Origin of the sequence: Roseofilum capinflatum BLCC-M114 (assembly GCF_030068505.1) — a bacterium.
GTDB classification, from domain to species: Bacteria; Cyanobacteriota; Cyanobacteriia; order Cyanobacteriales; family Desertifilaceae; genus Roseofilum; species Roseofilum capinflatum.
Map to the genome: position 1 here is coordinate 16,294 of NZ_JAQOSO010000047.1, position 16,933 is coordinate 33,226.

Sequence of the window (16,933 nt, forward strand, 5' to 3'; positions counted from 1 at the left end):
CTGAGCATAAGCTAATTTGCTCTATTTTAGTGTATTCTGGCTGACAGCGTAGGCAAATGGGCGATCGCCTTCTCATCTACTTCCGTTCTGGATGATTTTCAGCCTCCGAAGGTTCGCCCATTTGGTTAATGCGATTAATCATTTGATAGAGCCGTCCATGATCCCGTTGATTAAAGTGTAAGACCAATCGGGGCAAGTCATGGACATCAGTGAGACTCTCTTCCGGTAAGGCTTGGGTTTTTTGGATTTTACCGCTTACCAGGATGTCTCCAAACTCCTGATTGAGCTGTTCTACATCCCTATCCGAGAGTTCAGTTTTCAGCCGCATGACGAACTGTTCGCGCACATAGCGACTAGAATGATAAACTCGATAAAACTCGGCGATCGCCCGACAGGCCACATCCACCTGGTCTGTAATCGTATACAGACTTAAATCTTCCCCATTGATCAATTTCTGGCTTAACAGATGATCCTTAACATATTGCTCCCATCTGTACCAATATCGTCCCCCTGGCTTATCCAAGAAGACCAAAGGCATCGGCCCTGCCTTTCCCGTTTGGCAGAGCGTTAAGCACTCAAAGGCTTCATCCTGCGTGCCAAACCCACCTGGGAAGAGAGCCACAGCATCCGTTTCCCGCAAGAAAAACAACTTACGAGTAAAGAAATACTTAAACAAAACCAATTTATCTTCCCTCACAAAGGGGTTCGATCCCTGTTCAAAGGGAAGCTGAATATTGAGTCCAAAGGACTGCTCTAATCCCGCCCCTTCATTGGCTGCTTGCATAATTCCGCCGCCTGCTCCCGTCATCACCATAAATCCCTGTTGGGCAACTTGGCGAGCAAACTCTAGGGCAATCTGGTATTCTGGGGCATCAGACGGTAGGCGAGCCGACCCAAAAATACTAATTTTACGCACATGACGATAATTAGAAAAGATATGGAAGGCTCTTTCCATATCCTGTAGAGAAGCCGTTAGAATCTTCCAGTCTAAACGCTCCATATCTTCTGCTGCAATTCGCAGGATACTAATCAGAGCTTGTTCTATCCATTTACCATGTTCTAAATTGGGCAATTGAGCCACAAGTTCTGATAAATCGGCTTTCAGTGTAGCGTGAGCATCTGGGGAGGATAAAGTCATCCGCAATTTACGCTTCGTGAGTAAACAGGAGTAGTAGAGAGAATTTAGGCTTCTCGACTGAGAAACCTAATCGGCATGGGGGAGTTTTAGGATCGGTTTTGGGTGTGAATTTATGCCGACCCGTTTGCGATCGAGTTACGGAAATACAAAAGTAGCATAGGGCCTTTCCGCTACGGAAGATTAACTGCCTTAGAAAAGCCCATTTGCTCAACTCAATTCATTCCATATTCGGTTTAATGACTAACCTTCAGGGGCACTCTCCCCCCCCTCAGAGATATACTTTTGTAGGGTTGTAATCAAAGTGGTTTTCGGAACCGCCCCAACCACCATATCAACTCGTTGGCCATCTTTGAAGATCATCAGGGTGGGAATACTGCGAATACCATACTTACTGGCTACACTGGGATTTTCATCCGTATTGACTTTCACTACTTTGATCTGCCCATCAAATTGTTCGGCCACTTCTTCAACGACCGGAGCAACGATGCGGCAGGGGCCACACCAGGGGGCCCAAAAATCCACTAAAACAGGAATTGCGCTTTGAAGCACTTCCTGGTCAAAACTATTATCTGTAACGGCTGCTGCTGTCATTAGGGGCAATCCTTATCCTACATTGCACATCAGGAATTCTATCATAACAGACCGATTGGTTTAAATAAGAAACCGCCCGAACAAACTGTTCAGGCGGAGTGTGGTGTGAGGAGTGAACGGAAACATCATGCGTCTCCGCTATACCCTATTGTAAACAACAGATTTCACTTTTCCCCGAATTCTGTACAAATTGTAGGAATCTTTCTCAGACTTCTGGCCATTGAGAAAAATTGAGTCTATTTACCCATCCCCAGTTGTTGGGCTTTTTGGTACACTTTTCCTTCTGTGAGCAAGGATGGGGCAATCACCACTTCTACCTGCTGCATTTCGCTAATGGTTTGAGCGCCTAGGGTTCCCATGCTAGTTTTCAGCGCACCGAGAAGGTTGTGGGTTCCGTCGTCTAACTGAGCTGGGCCTCGCAGGATTTGTTCTAGGGTTCCGGTGCTACCGACCCGAATTCTTGTGCCTCTGGGCAATACGGGGCTAGGGGTGGCCATGCCCCAGTGATAGCCTCGGCCGGGGGCTTCTTTGGCTCTGGCAAGGGGAGAGCCGATCATGACTCCATCTGCACCACAGGCTAAACATTTACAAATATCGCCGCCGGTGATGATGCCCCCATCAGCGATGACGGGGATATAGTTGCCGGTTTCTTGATGATAGGTGTCCCGTGCGGCTGCACAGTCGGCGATCGCCGTCGGTTGGGGCACACCCACACCTAAAACCCCCCGTGACGTACAAGCAGCTCCTGGCCCTATACCCACCAATAGGCCAGCAGCTCCGGCTCGCATCAAGTTTAGGGCCACATCATAGGTGACACAGTTGCCTAAAATCACCGGAATGGGCATCTCTTGACAGAATTTTGCCAAATCTAAAGGAGTAACCGACTCTGGGGAGAGGTGATCGGTGGAGACAACCGTCCCTTGGACAAAAAACAGGTCTGCCCCCGCTTCGGCTGCCACCTGACCGTATTTAATGGCTCCGACTGGAGTGGCACTCACCGCCGCAATGCCCCCTCGATCCTTGATTTCCTTCACCCGTTTGGTAATCAGTTCTGGATCGATAGGTTGGGCATAGAGTTGTTGCATCAAAGATACAAATTCATCTTTCCCTACCGAGGCAATTTTGTCTAAGACGGGGTTGGGATCGTCGTAGCGAGTATTAATTCCTTCTAAGTTCAGCACTCCCATTGCGCCTAATTTCGATAGGGTAACGGCTGTTGTCACATCCACAACCCCATCCATGGCACTGGCAATAATGGGAATTTCCCGCTCTATCCCCCCCAAGGTGAGGGTGGTCTCGGCCAGACTCGGATCGAGTGTCCGAAGACCGGGTACTAGGGCGATCTCGTCAATTCCGTAAGCTCTGCGGGCTGTTTTTCCCCGTCCAATTTGAATATCCACTGTCTCTCTTGCGTTTCCCAAAATATATTTAAATAGCCTATCAAATTCATTCGGAAATTAAAAAGGGTTGGGCGGGATGGGGGAGATGGGGAGATAGGGCAGGTGAGCTGCCCTGGGTTGGGTTAACTGGCGGTGGGATTTTCTGGAGCTGAGGGAGGTTTAACCGGCTGCTGTTTGGTGGGGGCGATCGCCGTTGAAGGTTTTTCTGGAGCCTGGCTGGGTTTGGCTTGGGCGTTTTGGCTCGCTGTTTCTGGGGCATTGGGGTTACGCACCATTTGGCTGATTTGTTGCAGCAGTGTCCCCAATTTTCCCTCTTCCATCAGGGCATTCACTAAGGATAAGCCACTGGTGGACATCAGCAGTTTATTCAAGTCGCCCATACCGTTACTGCCATTGTTGCCATTGGCTCCAGGGAAAGAATAAATGCGGGTATCGCCCAAGATACCCGGTTGGGGTGTGAGCGCTTTGACAATTTCGGGCACATGGGGCGCGAGAGTGGGCCAAATTTCCGAGATCAGTTGGGCGGAGAGTTTGGCATCGGAGAGGGCGTTTCTGGCTTCAATGAGGGCTTTTTCTCCCTCAGCTTCGGCTAAGGCTCTATCCCGGTTGGCTTCGGCTAGGGTACGGATGGACTCGGCTTCGAGTTCGGCGGCTTGGCGGGCAATTTCGGCTTGCCGACGGCGACGGAAAACGTCGATTTCGACCACATTTTGCTCGGAAATGCGCTGTTTCTGGGCTTCTTTTTCGGCTTCGATCGCCGTTAACCGTTGTGCCCGTTCTGCTTGTTCGATTTCTTGGGCGGTAACAACGGCAGCTTCAGCTTGGGCGCGTTCGGCATCAGCCGCTAACCGTTGCTTTTCTTTTTCGACAATGGCGATCGCCGCTTCCTGTTGGGCAATCTTCGATTCCCGTTCGGCTGCCGCAATCTCAATCTTGGCTTTAAGCTGGGAAGATTCCACCATTTTCTGACGGTTAATTTCCGCCACTTCCGATTCTTGTTTTTGCAGCGCTTGGGCAATTTTCAACTGTTTATTGCGCTCTTCCAAGGCAATATTGGCATCAATTTGGCTTTGTTGTACCGCCAACTGTTGCTGAATTTTCTCTTCTTCAACCGCCTTGGTTTGCAAGAGTTTATTCCGTTCAATTTTCGCCAATTCTTGGTCTTTAGACTCCTGAATTTCCCGCTCCCGTTGAGCTGTCATGGATTCGACTTCCAATTTTTGACCTAAATTGGCTTCTTCTTTCTCTTTGGAAATGCGTAAGGATTGTTTTTCCGCATCCAGTTCCCTCTGCTCAATCAGAACTTTGGTTTTCAGCTCCACTTCCCGTTTTTGCTGAATCGATTTCTGAATCGTTTCCGTCCTTAGCCTCACCCCCTGGGCATCGAAGAAATTATTTTCATCATAGGTATCGCTTTCTTCAATCTCAGAAATGGCAATATTGTTCAGCGTCAAGCCGATTTTTTTTAAGTCCTGCTGAATCAGGTTCAACACTTCATCGGCAAACCCTAATTTGTCTGAGTCAATTTCCGCTAAACTTTTCTTTTTCGCCGCCGCACGAATGGCATCATCTGCCCGTTTTTCGAGAGCTTCTTTAATATCGGTAGCAGAAATAATTCCTTCTTTTGACAACCGAGCGGCAACCGTCAAAACATCCTGTTGATTGGCACTCACGCACACATAAAAGGTGACGCGCATGTTTGCCCGTAAATAGTCTTGAGTCCGCACGGCTAAATTACCGGTGCGTTCGACATCGATAGAAATTTCTCGTAAAGGCACGCGGGTGATTTCATGAAAGCCGGGAATGACAATACAGCCCCCGTTCAAAAAGACTCGTTTTTGTTTGATAAAAACACCCCCAGTCCGCACAAAGGCTTCGTTGTTGGGAGTGATTTTGTAAACGCTGGTATAAGCAATAATTCCTAGGATTAGAAAGAAGACAAATCCTAGGGAACCACTGACTAAAAGCATCCCCACCGATCCCATTTGGGCGAGTGGCAGTGGAGCTTGAGCGACTATGGGTTGGGCGGGTTGTTCAATAATGGTTTGTTTCATAGGAGTAATGGGTAAACAATTAGATAGTTCTATTCAAGGATGCAGAGGATACACAATCCGAAAGTGTGCATCCCTATTCACGGGCACTAAAATTATCCTAACCAGCGCTTTTGGTCTACACTATCTTGAGCGACAGCGAGATAAAAGCTTTCACAATATTCGATAATAATCACTCGATCGCCCCGTTGAGGAATTTGGGTCGCCCATTGGGGCAGTTGGACGTTAATACTGACTAAGTTATGGGCGGGATCGATCGCATCGACTTGCCCGATTTGGGTGGTTGGCTGTTGGGGGAGACTGACAGAAACGACGGTTCCGGTACATCCGATGAAGCGATCGCCACGGGTATCTTCCCCAAAGGCTGCAAACAGTTTACCAATGGGCCGAGAGATGATACTACCGCCAAATAGGCCTAAGATTAAGGAGACGATTAGCACGGCATTGCCTAACAGCCCGGTGGGAATTCCTAAGAGCAGGTTAAGAACCCATCCCAGAAGCCCCCACAAACTAAAATCAATGGCTAATAAGAGCAATAGGGGCGCTTTTCCTAAGCCTAACCAACCCAAGGCTTGTAGAGCGGTAAAACTACCCTCAGCGTCTGCGTCTACTTCCATGTCTAGGTCAGTATCCCAATCGCCATCTACGTCTACATCGCCATCGACATCGACATCGCCATCACTGTCTCCACCTCCAGAAAAAATCACCAGCAGAAACAGCACGACTCCTAAACCGAGAAAGATCCAATAGGGGAGGTTCGCTGGATCAAAGACCATATCTAAAAACCTAAAACTTGAAAGGATTTGTGTATAGAGTTTGGGTACAGCATAGCCATTTTTAGCCTATGCGAGAGACAATATAGCGCTTTCCGCTTCGCGGACATGAACGCGCTAGGGAATAGGGAATAGGGTTGTAGTACATGGCTTTGAGCCTTTAAGACTGTACACCATAAAAGCGCGAAGCGCTGTATATAGATTATCTTAACTTCAATAGAGTGAGCCAGGTGGTCAGAGTTCGTAATATTTCGTTAAATAAATAAGCAACGCGATCGCCCCCTAGGTCTTATAATGAATCATAAATAACCTTGAATGTCCGGGAATGAGGGAGTTGAGTGATGATAGAGTTTAATGGGTTGATCTTTGGTCTATTCTTGTGGATTGCCTATTCTTGGGTGCTGCTGCACTTATTTAGTCCTCGCGCTCCTTTTGCTCCTCAGAATTTAGCTTATGACCATGGGGGAACTACAATCACGGTTGAATGTACAGTGGCAGCAGTTTCTGATTCCTTCAAGTTCAGGGATTATGGCTCAGTTAAGGGTAACCGTTATTTGCGATCGCGGATGACATGAGATTTTATCCTGATGTAGTTCTTTGTAGGGTATCTAGGGAAAGCTGGGCAAAATATTGGCGGCGAAACTGTTCTTCTTGTACAGCCGAGAGAAAGGTATAAATCAGATTAGAATTTGAGAAAGCGTTTCTCGGATTATAGCTAATTTCTAATTGATGGTCTTGGGTGTGAATGGTAAACCCAATCTGGGATAAAGCATTTAAACCCAAGTGTAAGGCGGTTGCCGTAACTTGAAGTCGATCTTGGAGACAGTTGAGAGATATGGACTTTTGGGTACGGCTTAAATATTTGGCTATGCCGACCAATTTTTTCCAGGTTTCAATGGGGCGATCGAGGGTAAGGGGTTCATAGGCGATCGCCACTGTTTTTTGCTGTTGATTAGCTTGCTCTAACCAAGACTCAATTTCTTGCCAACTCACTGGGTTTTTGGTGATTACCCAAGGATCGGACTCGGCAATTATATCCGGTTCGTCTAGTTGCTGGGTGCGCCAATCAAGAATGGGGGTTGATTCAGGGTTAGGGGTAGATAATTGCTCTTGTTGGACAGGAACTAAATCAATAATCCGCACGTGATATTTTTGGTAGTCATTAAAATCTAACTCAACCACCACATGAGACTGACCGGGGGGGATATCGTCTTGATAATGTCCCCACCATAACCCCGGAATTCCCTGCTTACTGCTAGAGTCAGTTAAGATAAAGTGGGTTTTAATGTATTTTACTTTATTGCCTTTATTGTCTTTAATATTGGCATTGTAGACCTGAGTAAACTGACAATTTTTAATTAAAATGCGCGGAACAGGGTTCCCCATGCCACAGGGTTCTAAATATTTTAGTTCTTGAAAGAGTTCTTTTCCTAAATCGGCAACGGTTAATTCGAGGTCAATATCAAGAATAGGGGAACGATCGCCAGAGGCTAAGGTGCGATTGAGTTCTTGATTAATGCCTTCCGTAAACAGAGCTAAGTTTTCCAGGGGTAAGCTTAATCCTGCGGCGAAGGGATGACCGCCAAAGCGATGGAGTAAATGAGCTTGGCTATTGACCAGTTGATACAGGTCAATTTGAGCGACGGAACGAGCCGATCCTTGGGCAAATTTAGATCCCAATTCGGAGCTTAATAAAAGGGTGGGTTTATGGTATTCCTGGGCAATTTGAGAGGCGACTAAACCGAGTACACCAACCGGCCATTCAGGTTTGTGGAGGACAATCGCTTGGGTGGTGGAGAGGTCTAATTGGGCCACTTCCAAGATGGCATCTTGAACCACACTTTGCTGAATTTCCTTCCGCCGAGTATTGGCAAGTTCCGCAGATTCGGCTAAATCATGACAGGTTTTTAAGTCTTGGTTAGTCAGTAATTCAACGCAAAAACTGGCATCACCATAAATGCGACTGACAGCGTTAATTCTAGGGCCGATGCCAAAAGAAATATCCGTGGGGCGATCGCCAGTTTTTCGGCATAAATCCAATAAACGCCCAATTCCTGGACGACGACGAGCTTCAGGAGAGCGCTTATAATCACGCTGTAAGCACTCAATTCCCCGTTGGGCTAAATAGCGACAATCTCCTTTAAGCTGGACTAAATCAGCAATTAATCCGATCGCCACCAAGTCCAGCAACTCCTCTAGGGGCGATTGCGGAATTTCGGGAAACTCTTGATACAGTGCTTCCACCAATTTATAGGCGACTGCAACCCCAGATAAATGGAACAGGGGATGATCGTCAGTCAGATAGCGGGGATTAATAATGGCAACGACTGGAGGACGCAGTGCTGGCAACGTATGATGATCGGTGATGATTACATCAATGCCTAACCTTTGCCCTAACTCCACCTCCGCTAAATTCGTGCTTCCCGTATCGCAAGTAACAATGAGTTGGGTTCCTTCCTCTGCCAAGCGTTCAATTCCAGCAACATTTAAGCCATGGGATTCGCTTAAGCGATTGGGAATATAATAATCTAACTGAGAAGCGGGGAAAAATTGCCCCAAGCCATCGAGTAAAACGGCTGTGGAAGTGACCCCATCTGCATCAAAATCCCCCCAAATGGTGACCTTTTCTCCCTTTTGTCTCGCTTGTTCTAGCCGCGCAACTGCCTGTTGCATTTCTTGCCCAAATTCAAACGGGCTTGTCGGGGTATACTGCTCAGGAGAGAGGAAAGGGGCTAAAGTCTCCCGGTTTTGAATTCCCCGTTGCCACAACAGTTTCGCCAAGCAGTTCCATCGGGAGAGTCGAGGAGTCAACCGGGCAACTTCCTGTACAAACCCGTCTGGAAGCTCAACTTTAGGAGCGAGTTGCCACGTTGGAGTCGGTTTTATAGACATAGGAGACTGAGAGCATTTTGTGTTGCGATCGGGTAGAACCTCATCATCCGAATTCAGTTTAGCCTAAAGAAGCCATATCTACAGATGGAGAAGGGTCTTTTTCCTGGGTTTGATGAACCAAGAGTCCGTATTCCAAACCTTCGACCACCGCTTGATAGGAGGCATCCAAAATATTCGTGGATACGCCCACGGTTGTCCATCGATTTAAGCCATCACTCGATTCAACTAAGACCCTGGTTTTCGCAGAAGTTCCGGCTGTTCCATCAAGAATTCGTACTTTATAGTCCGTTAAATAGAAACTGCCAATTTCGGGGTAAAATTTTACCAATGCTTTTCTGAGGGCGGCATCGAGGGCAGCAACGGGGCCATTTCCCTCGGCAACTTCGAGAAAATCGCGATCGTTTACCCTGACTTTAATGGTAGCTAAAGCATTACTGGTCATGGTGGGATCGGGGGTAGTCGCTCCCATGTCACAATGGACATTAAAACCCTTGATGTCAAACCAAGATTGAGCTTGTCCTAAAGCCGATCGCATTAAGAGTTCAAAGCTGGCTTCTGCCCCTTCAAACTGATAACCTTGGTTTTCTAGTTCCTTGAGTCGGTCTAAAATTTGCCGACAGGCGGGGTTTTGCTTGTCTAAGTGGATGCCAAAGGAGCGAGCTTTGGCCAAAATGTTGCTGAGTCCGGCTTGATCGGAGACCACAATTCGTCGTTGATTGCCGATTTTTTCCGGTGGTAAATGTTCGTATGTGAGGGGATTTCGCGCTACGGCTGACACATGAATTCCCCCTTTATGGGCAAAAGCAGAACGGCCGACAAAGGGCGCATGATGATTGGGGGCGAGATTGACCACTTCACTGACAAATCGGCTGGTTTCCGTGAGGTTGGCGAGTTGTTTTTCGGCTAAACAGGAATAACCGAGTTTGAGTTGCAAATTGGGAATTGCGGAGCAGAGGTTAACATTGCCGCACCGTTCGCCATAGCCGTTGATGGTTCCTTGTACCATTTGCGCTCCTTCCTGCACGGCGACGATCGCATTGGCAACGGCAGTATCGGAGTCATTATGGGGATGAATCCCTAGTTTCACGGTATAGTTCTGCTGCTGAAAATGGGTTTGCACGTCGCGGACAATGGCGCTAATTTCATGGGGTAGGCTTCCCCCATTGGTATCGCATAAAATCACCCATTCTGCCCCGGCTTGTACGGCAGAATCTAGGGTAGAGAGGGCATAGTCGGGATTTTTCTTGTAACCATCAAACCAATGTTCGGCATCGTACATAATGCGGCGACCTTGCGATCGCAAATACTCAGCCGTATCGCCAATCATGGCTAGGTTTTCTTCTAAGGTGGTGTGTAGTCCTTCTGTTACATGGAGATCCCAGGATTTACCAAAAAAGGTGATCCATTCTGTGCCCGCGCTGAGAATCGCTTGGAGCATGGGATCTTCTTTGGCGCGGGTATTCGGGCGACGGGTGGAACAAAAGGCGACTAGGGCTGCTTGGGAAAGGGGTTGTTCTTTCAGATGCCAGAAAAATTGCACATCTTTGGGGTTTGCACCCGGCCACCCCCCTTCAATAAAGGGCACGCCCAGTTGATCTAGACGGCGGGCGATTCGTAGTTTATCGTCTAGGGAGAGGGAAATCCCTTCCCGTTGAGCGCCATCTCGAAGGGTGGTGTCGTAGATCCAGATGGGTTTAGGGTTGGATAAGATGGTCATGCTTTATAAACCCGCTTGCGTCAGGTGATGGATTTCGTCCTTAATTGTAGAAAATTGTCGAGAAAAAATTCAGGGAGAAAATGTAAATTATGGTGAAGATTAAAGTGGCGGGTCAAGAACTGACCTGTGAGTCGGGAGCGAATTTGCGCCAGGTGCTATTAGCCCATGATATTTCGCTCTATAACGGTCAGTCAAAGTTAATTAATTGCCGAGGACTGGGGACTTGTGGCACTTGTGCGGTGTATGTGGAGGGTGAGGTCTCGCCCCCGAATTGGCGCGATCGCACCCGGCGATCGCTTCCTCCCCATTCTGGCGATCGTCCCTTGCGTTTAGCCTGTCAGACTCAGGTGTTAGGTGATGTATCTGTGACCAAATTTGATGGGTTTTGGGGACAAGGAGACCAAAAGGTTTGGACTCCGGATGGTAATGGGTAATACATTTTTCCCTTATCCCACAACCCCTTCTCTGGCAGGAGAAGGGGAGAATCGGTTTCTGGTTTAGAGTGGGTGTGAGTGTTTCGAGATCCAGGTTAAGCCACCATAGATGAGGGCTAAGTAGAGGATGGCGATCGCTAAAATTAAGGTAACCATGATTTTGCCTCCCTGATGTGGTGAATAAGTATTTTCCTATACTTTTATTCTACCCGATTTTGGGAGTATTTTACCCTCTAAAACTCAGATTAAATTCTTAGATGTTGGCGAAAAAATAGGGAACTAAGTTTCAACTTGCGTGATTTTGCTATAGGGAATGGATTGATTGGCTTCAATCATCACTCCTTCTATGTTTGGCTGGGCGAATACATAATCTTTGTCAAACCAGAGGGGAATATAGGGGACTTCTTGGGCTAAGAGTTCTTGAATTTCTACTAGCAATAAGCGGCGTTTTTCAGGGTCTTGTTCTTGCCGTTGTTGGTTAATTAGGTCATTGACGCGGGGATTGTAGTAGAAAGAGCCATGATATTGACTGGCACCGGCTTTGCAACCGTCGGTTTCTGAGCCTTCGGTGCATTCGAGGAAGGGTTGCACGTAGTTATCGGGATCGAGAAAGTCGGCGTACCAATCGAGCATGAAGGTGGGATACACGCCTTTGTCTAGGTTTTGGAAGGCGGTGGTGGATTCGACGGAGTTGGGTTGTATGTCGAGGAGTCCTTCAAGTTTGGTATCGGCGATCGCCTTTAGGGTACTGGCAATCAGTCCCCGTTTGGTGGAGTTGGAGGGATACCAAACTTCGACGACTGCGGGATTATCGACGGAATACCCGGCTTCGGTTAAGAGTGTTTTGGCCAGTTCCACGTTACCATCGCCATAGGCGGTTTTAAATACGGGTTCTGAGGCGGCGAAGCTTTTGGGAATTAGGGTATAGGCAGGTTCGGCTTGGCCTTGGAGGACGCGGTTGTTGATGGTGGGGCGATCGGTGATGGCGGCTAGGGCTTGGCGAACGGGGAGTTGATTGAGAGGATCGGATTGCACATTGACAATAATATAGTTGAGCGTATTCCCTTCGGCGGCAATTTCTCGCCATCCTTGGGTGTCCATTTCTCGCTCTAAGCTATCAATTTGATTGCTGTCTAATGTGCCCAAGGTTACGTCAATGGCTCCCGTGCGAAAGGCGTTAAATAGGTTGGCGGGAGAGGAAAACCATTGAATATCAATGCCTTCATTTTCGGGCACATCTCCCCAATAGTCGGCAAAGGGTTCTAAGCGGATCATGTCTGAGGTCATTTGGGCGACTTGATAGGGCCCGGTTCCGACAAAGGTATCGGGCTGAAATTGGCCGCTACCGATCTGATAGGTTTGGGGCGAAACGGGGCAAAGTCCGCCAAAGGCAAGAAGAGCGGTAAAACCGGCAAAGGGTTGGCTGAGGGTGATGGTGAGTTCGTATTCTCCGGTGGCTTCGATGGAGTCTACGATGTCCGAGAGTAAGAAGGAGGGTTTGCCCTGGTTTTCCATGAACCGTTGTAGGGAAAAGACCATGGCTTCGGCGTTGAAGGGTGTGCCATCGTGGAAGGTGACTCCTTGACGTAAGGGGATGGTGTAGGTGAGCCGATCGCTGCTGATGGTTGGTAATTCTGTGGCTAATTGGGGGGTTAAGTCGGACGTGCCATCCTGGTAAGTATAGAGGCGATCGCCCACATTGTAGAGAATATTCAGAGAGGGAACTTCATAGGCATCGGCTGGATCGAGGGTGCGGGGTTTGAGTGTTGTGCCTAAAATGACTTGCGGATTGTCCCTGGTCGGAGTTTGCGTCGTATTCGACTGGGGGCTACAGGCGATCGCCATCAGACAACAAACGAGGGCGATCGCTAAAAATTTTCCTAAACGCTGCGATTGTTTCAACCAAGTGAACACTAACTTCTCTCTCTTCCTTGCGTGACCATGGCTCTCATCATAGTACAAGATGGCGAGGGGGCGATGGTTTCGCTCTAAAACATATTTTTGTATTTTTGACAACAACTTTTGATAAAAATTTACGTTACCCTAACGGATAAAGCCATAAGAACACCCAATCGATGAGGAAAGTCTGATGAGTTTGATGCCAGAATCCGGACTGTACCCCGTCCAATCGACTGCCGTTAGTGTGGGGAAATACTTAGTCAAGAAACTTGAATCTATTGGTGTTCGACATATTTTTGGCGTGCCAGGAGATTATGTCCTGAGATTCATGGATCATATTGTGGAAAGCTCCATGGATTTGATCGGAACTTGTAACGAATTAAACGCTGGATACGCGGCTGATGCTTACGCCCGGTTAAATGGAGTCAGCGCCCTCTGTGTCACTTACGGAGTGGGGGGATTGAGTCTGATCAATGCTCTAGCAGGAGCCTATGCCGAACAAGTACCCGTCATTGCCATTAGCGGTGCGCCCAAAACCTCAGCAGAAGAGAATTCCTTGCTCATGCATCACACGACTGGAGATTATAATCTGCAACGTTCGGTATTAAAAAATGTCACCGTTGCCGCAGTGACGTTAACCGCCGATGATGCCATTGCTCAGATCGATCGGGCGATCGCCGCTTGCCTCCAGTATAAGCGCCCTGTATACATCGAAATTCCCGCCGATTTAGTCGATCATCCCTGCGTCTTACCCCTGCGAAAGCCCTCCCTGTCAGTGCTTGAGAGCAAACCCGAAGCCCTAGAAGAGGCGATCGCCGAAGCCGTCGAACTCCTAGAAAACGCCCAATCTCCCGTCATTTTAGCCGGTGTAGAACTCCATCGCTATGGCATCCAATCTCAACTTGATCGGCTCGTGGAAAAAACCGGCTATCCCGTTGCCACCACCATGCTCGGTAAATCCGCCATTTCTGAGATGCACCCCCAATTTATCGGCAACTATGTGGGAGCCTTAAGTCGGGATGAAGTCCGCGATCGGGTCGAAAATGCCGATTGTATTCTTTGCCTAGGCGCAATTTTATCCGACACCAATTTAGGCGGCTTTACGGCTGAACTCGATCCCAGCAAACTCATCAACGCCAACCTCGCGCGAGTCCAAATTAAACATCATTTTTATGCCCCCATTCACTTAGGCGACTTTATCGAGGGATTAATCGAAAAACTTCCCTATCGTCCCCCAGAAACCTTAAACATTCAACCCGCTTCAAGTCTGCACAAAGATCCCTGGCAAGTCCAAGACAACGCCCCCCTCACCAATGCTCGGTTTTATGAACGGATGAACTCGTTTATCGGCGAAAATGATATCGTCATTGCCGAAACCGGGGATGCCATCATTGCTTGCATCGACTTACTGATCCATCAAAATACCAAATTTATTGGTCAAGCCTTTTATATGTCCATTGGCTATTCTCTCCCCGCTTGTTTAGGCGCTGGGTTAGCCTCTCCAGACAATCGCGTGGTTTTATTTATTGGCGATGGTTCCTTCCAGATGACTTGTCAGGCCCTTTCAACCCTGATTCGCAATGGAATTCACCCGATTATTTTCTTAATTAACAATGACGGCTATACCATCGAGCGCATGATTCATGATGGCCCCTATAATGACATTCAACCCTGGAAATACCATCTAATGCCCCAGATTTTTGGCCAAAGCTGGAGTACCGAAGTGAGAACCGAGGGTGAGCTAGAGCTGGCATTGGCAGAGACAGAGCGTCATACGGATAAGCTCTGTTTTATCGAAATTCACTTAGATCGCTTTGATTGCTGCGATCGCCTGGCCCATCTGACTCAAACCCTACAATATAGTGGTTTGCACGGTAACAAGGAATAGTGGGAAAGATTCTCCTAGCTATGTTGTATATTCCCACAGCATTTTTGGAAGGCGAGGGATTGTCCTATGGGGAGTGCGAGCGTCTCGCTCGCTAGGGCACACTTTATTGCGAGCAAGATGTTTGTCCTGCGGACATGCTACGCTACGCACTCCTCGCATTACAGCTCTTCGCGGTATATCTTCCACAAAGGTTTGTCCAATAGAAATTGATTCACTTGTTAGTGAAGTTCCAAGCAGTGAATAGCAGGATTTCCTAAAAGTTCTTCAATGGCTTCTTGCCCAGAGCGAAGAAGAGCTTCAACCTGTTGAGTGGGTGCATTTCCACATCTTAGCCATACCACTTTTGGTGGAGAACCATAAAGTCGGCTTTTTTCTGCAAAATCTGCATCTTGAGTCACAATGCAGAAATCATTTAGCTTGGCAAACTCCCAAATCTCTGTATCTGTTTTCTCTGCTAACCCATGAAATTGTACATGACTAGCATTGAGAAAAATATCAGCCAAGCGAGGGATCAATTTTTGACTCAAATTTTGATCGAGAAGTAGTTTCAAGCGGCACTCACCGAAGCAACTAAACGATGTTCGCGATCGGCGGCAAACTCTAAACAAGCTCTAATATCTGCTTCTGTCAGTTCTGGGAAATCCTCAATAATGTCAGCCACAGACATGCCAGCAGCAAGCCAGCCAAGAACATCGTAAACTGTAATTCGCATCCGACGAATACAGGGTTTTCCCCCACGTTTATCTGGCTCAATGGTAATAATATCGCGATAGGTCATAATACAAAGAGGATTGTTACACCTGTGATTTTAGCCTAAAGCATTTTGCTCTGTATGAGTTTTACCACTTGTAACGAAACCTAATAAATACGTTGGGTTTCACTTGTAAAGGCGATCGCCAAACACAATCCACATCTAGAGTCATAAATCTTCCTTAACAAACTTGACCGCTACAGATAGTGTGGTTTAGGATAAATACCCCTACCTCTAGTCGAGCCAACGCAACCGCAGTGAATCATCTACTCGAATGGGAAACCTTGTATTAAAGGAACTCGAATCATGGTTTCTGTGATTTTAGATAACTTGGCAGAGGGATTGACCGTAGAAGAGATTGTAGCCGATTATCCACCCTTGAATCAGGAGCAGGTGCGATCGGCGATCGCCTATACTAGAAATAAAGTAGGTAACTAAACATGGCTGTCCTCATTCCGGATGATATTCTCCAAGCTGCCGAAATGTCTGAAGCGCAGTTGAAGCTGGAAATTGCGATTATGCTATTCCAACAAGATAGAATTAGTATAGGGAAAGCACGTCATTTAGCCGGGATGCATTTGTTAGAGTTTCAGAAAGAAATTGCTAGTCGCGGTATTTGTATTCATTATGATGTTGAGGAATTTGAAGAGGATCTGAAAACCCTGCAAGCCCTAGGTCGTCTATGATTGTTATTAGCGATACTTCACCGATTACTAATTTAGCGGCTGTTGAACTTTTAGAGCTTTTGCATATTCTATACGATCGAGTCGTTATTCCTCAAGCTGTTTATGATGAAATGACTGCGTTAGGTTATCAAGTTCCTGGTACAGTTGAAGTTCAAAATCTGGATTGGATCGAGACGCAATCGGTTAGCGATCGCTTGAGGGTTGAAGCTTTACAGGCTAAGTTGGATTTAGGAGAAGCTGAGGCAATTGTTTTGGCGTTAGAACTCGATGCTGATTTATTATTAATTGATGAGCGTAGAGGAAGACAAGAAGCTTTAGAACAGGGAGTAACGAAAATTAGTGGATTGTTAGGTATCTTGCAGGAAGCAAAGGCAAAAGGTTTGATTTCAACAATTAAGCCTGTTTTAGATCGGTTAATTTCTGAAAACAACTTTCGCATTAGCGATCGCCTCTACTACGCTGTTGTAAAATCTGCCGACGAGTAGAAGGTTTGAGGAGTATAAGAATGTGCGATCGCTGTAATCATACCCCTTTCCAATTCTCTGGATAGCGAAGAATTTCTTGTTTCTGCAAAACAACTAAAAAATAAGGGTAGCATAGTTGTCGCTACCACCCTTTATCATTTACAGCGCTTCGCGCTGTGATGGGGGGATGGGGGGATGGGGGAATGGGGGGAACAAACAGCAGACTGGGTAGCACTTTGAGCCATTTTA

General features: G+C 47.3%; 16 protein-coding genes. 6 read left to right on the plus strand and 10 right to left on the minus strand.

Annotated elements, in window-relative coordinates; genetic code table 11:
* Positions 1-76: 76 nt before the first annotated feature.
* The 5 genes from PMG25_RS09040 to PMG25_RS09060 form a co-directional block, all read right to left on the minus strand.
* A complete protein-coding gene (locus PMG25_RS09040) occupies positions 77-1,138 on the minus strand; it encodes an LOG family protein (RefSeq protein WP_283766570.1) in 1,062 nt (353 codons plus the stop codon).
* A 240-nt stretch (positions 1,139-1,378) separates the two neighbouring features.
* Complete coding sequence (trxA, locus tag PMG25_RS09045) at positions 1,379-1,729, minus strand: thioredoxin (protein ID WP_283766571.1); 351 nt, start codon at positions 1,727-1,729, stop codon at positions 1,379-1,381.
* Between the two features lie 236 nt (positions 1,730-1,965).
* A complete protein-coding gene (locus tag PMG25_RS09050) occupies positions 1,966-3,129 on the minus strand; it encodes a GuaB3 family IMP dehydrogenase-related protein (RefSeq protein WP_283766572.1) in 1,164 nt (387 codons plus the stop codon).
* A gap of 122 nt (positions 3,130-3,251) precedes the next feature.
* Complete coding sequence (locus PMG25_RS09055; RefSeq protein WP_283766573.1) at positions 3,252-5,183, minus strand: flotillin family protein; 1,932 nt, start codon at positions 5,181-5,183, stop codon at positions 3,252-3,254.
* Positions 5,184-5,275: 92 nt separating this feature from the next.
* On the minus strand, positions 5,276-5,956 hold the full coding sequence (locus tag PMG25_RS09060) for an OB-fold-containig protein (RefSeq protein WP_283766574.1): 681 nt from the start codon (positions 5,954-5,956) through the stop codon (positions 5,276-5,278).
* Between the two features lie 338 nt (positions 5,957-6,294).
* On the opposite strand from PMG25_RS09060, the gene PMG25_RS09065 reads away from it, so the two are divergent.
* Entirely contained in the window at positions 6,295-6,528 is a 234-nt protein-coding gene (locus PMG25_RS09065; protein WP_283766575.1) for a hypothetical protein, read from the plus strand.
* 4 nt (positions 6,529-6,532) lie between these two features.
* On the opposite strand, the gene recJ is transcribed toward PMG25_RS09065, so the two are convergent.
* Both recJ and cimA read right to left on the minus strand, forming a co-directional pair.
* A complete protein-coding gene (gene recJ / locus PMG25_RS09070) occupies positions 6,533-8,845 on the minus strand; it encodes a single-stranded-DNA-specific exonuclease RecJ (protein WP_283766576.1) in 2,313 nt (770 codons plus the stop codon).
* Between the two features lie 58 nt (positions 8,846-8,903).
* Positions 8,904-10,562 (minus strand): citramalate synthase, encoded by a 1,659-nt coding sequence (gene cimA / locus PMG25_RS09075; RefSeq protein WP_283766577.1) that lies wholly within the window; start codon positions 10,560-10,562, stop codon positions 8,904-8,906.
* Between the two features lie 89 nt (positions 10,563-10,651).
* Here cimA and PMG25_RS09080 point away from each other — a divergent pair, with 89 nt between their 5' ends.
* Entirely contained in the window at positions 10,652-10,996 is a 345-nt protein-coding gene (locus tag PMG25_RS09080; RefSeq protein ID WP_283766578.1) for a 2Fe-2S iron-sulfur cluster-binding protein, read from the plus strand.
* A gap of 279 nt (positions 10,997-11,275) precedes the next feature.
* Here PMG25_RS09080 and PMG25_RS09085 read toward each other — a convergent pair whose 3' ends face one another.
* Positions 11,276-12,910 carry an ABC transporter substrate-binding protein gene (locus tag PMG25_RS09085; protein ID WP_283766579.1) on the minus strand — a complete coding sequence of 545 codons (1,635 nt, stop codon included), beginning with the start codon at positions 12,908-12,910 and terminating at the stop codon, positions 11,276-11,278.
* Between the two features lie 175 nt (positions 12,911-13,085).
* Here PMG25_RS09085 and PMG25_RS09090 point away from each other — a divergent pair, with 175 nt between their 5' ends.
* Positions 13,086-14,783 (plus strand): alpha-keto acid decarboxylase family protein, encoded by a 1,698-nt coding sequence (locus PMG25_RS09090; protein ID WP_283766580.1) that lies wholly within the window; start codon positions 13,086-13,088, stop codon positions 14,781-14,783.
* Between the two features lie 218 nt (positions 14,784-15,001).
* Here PMG25_RS09090 and PMG25_RS09095 read toward each other — a convergent pair whose 3' ends face one another.
* Both PMG25_RS09095 and PMG25_RS09100 read right to left on the minus strand, forming a co-directional pair.
* Positions 15,002-15,334: a DUF5615 family PIN-like protein gene (locus PMG25_RS09095; RefSeq protein ID WP_283766581.1), complete on the minus strand. Its 333-nt coding sequence runs from the start codon at positions 15,332-15,334 to the stop codon at positions 15,002-15,004.
* On the minus strand, positions 15,331-15,561 hold the full coding sequence (locus PMG25_RS09100; RefSeq protein ID WP_283766582.1) for a DUF433 domain-containing protein: 231 nt from the start codon (positions 15,559-15,561) through the stop codon (positions 15,331-15,333). Before PMG25_RS09100 ends, PMG25_RS09095 begins: the two co-directional genes overlap by 4 nt.
* A gap of 234 nt (positions 15,562-15,795) precedes the next feature.
* On the opposite strand from PMG25_RS09100, the gene PMG25_RS09105 reads away from it, so the two are divergent.
* The 3 genes from PMG25_RS09105 to PMG25_RS09115 are packed head-to-tail and all read left to right on the plus strand — an operon-like array spanning position 15,796 to position 16,705.
* A complete protein-coding gene (locus PMG25_RS09105) occupies positions 15,796-15,972 on the plus strand; it encodes a DUF433 domain-containing protein (protein WP_347178790.1) in 177 nt (58 codons plus the stop codon).
* A gap of 2 nt (positions 15,973-15,974) precedes the next feature.
* Positions 15,975-16,220: a UPF0175 family protein gene (locus tag PMG25_RS09110; protein ID WP_283766583.1), complete on the plus strand. Its 246-nt coding sequence runs from the start codon at positions 15,975-15,977 to the stop codon at positions 16,218-16,220.
* Positions 16,217-16,705 (plus strand): PIN domain-containing protein, encoded by a 489-nt coding sequence (locus PMG25_RS09115; RefSeq protein WP_283766584.1) that lies wholly within the window; start codon positions 16,217-16,219, stop codon positions 16,703-16,705. The genes PMG25_RS09110 and PMG25_RS09115 overlap by 4 nt, the downstream gene beginning before the upstream one ends.
* Positions 16,706-16,933: the final 228 nt, after the last annotated feature.

Coding starts and splice junctions, on each gene's coding strand:
- PMG25_RS09040 (WP_283766570.1), bottom strand. CDS start 1,138: ATGACTTTATCCTCCCCAGATGCTCACGCTACACTGAAAGCCGATTTA.
- trxA (WP_283766571.1), bottom strand. CDS start 1,729: ATGACAGCAGCAGCCGTTACAGATAATAGTTTTGACCAGGAAGTGCTT.
- PMG25_RS09055 (WP_283766573.1), bottom strand. CDS start 5,183: ATGAAACAAACCATTATTGAACAACCCGCCCAACCCATAGTCGCTCAA.
- PMG25_RS09060 (WP_283766574.1), bottom strand. CDS start 5,956: ATGGTCTTTGATCCAGCGAACCTCCCCTATTGGATCTTTCTCGGTTTA.
- PMG25_RS09065 (WP_283766575.1), top strand. CDS start 6,295: ATGATAGAGTTTAATGGGTTGATCTTTGGTCTATTCTTGTGGATTGCC.
- recJ (WP_283766576.1), bottom strand. CDS start 8,845: ATGTCTATAAAACCGACTCCAACGTGGCAACTCGCTCCTAAAGTTGAG.
- cimA (WP_283766577.1), bottom strand. CDS start 10,562: ATGACCATCTTATCCAACCCTAAACCCATCTGGATCTACGACACCACC.
- PMG25_RS09080 (WP_283766578.1), top strand. CDS start 10,652: ATGGTGAAGATTAAAGTGGCGGGTCAAGAACTGACCTGTGAGTCGGGA.
- PMG25_RS09090 (WP_283766580.1), top strand. CDS start 13,086: ATGAGTTTGATGCCAGAATCCGGACTGTACCCCGTCCAATCGACTGCC.
- PMG25_RS09100 (WP_283766582.1), bottom strand. CDS start 15,561: ATGACCTATCGCGATATTATTACCATTGAGCCAGATAAACGTGGGGGA.
- PMG25_RS09110 (WP_283766583.1), top strand. CDS start 15,975: ATGGCTGTCCTCATTCCGGATGATATTCTCCAAGCTGCCGAAATGTCT.
- PMG25_RS09115 (WP_283766584.1), top strand. CDS start 16,217: ATGATTGTTATTAGCGATACTTCACCGATTACTAATTTAGCGGCTGTT.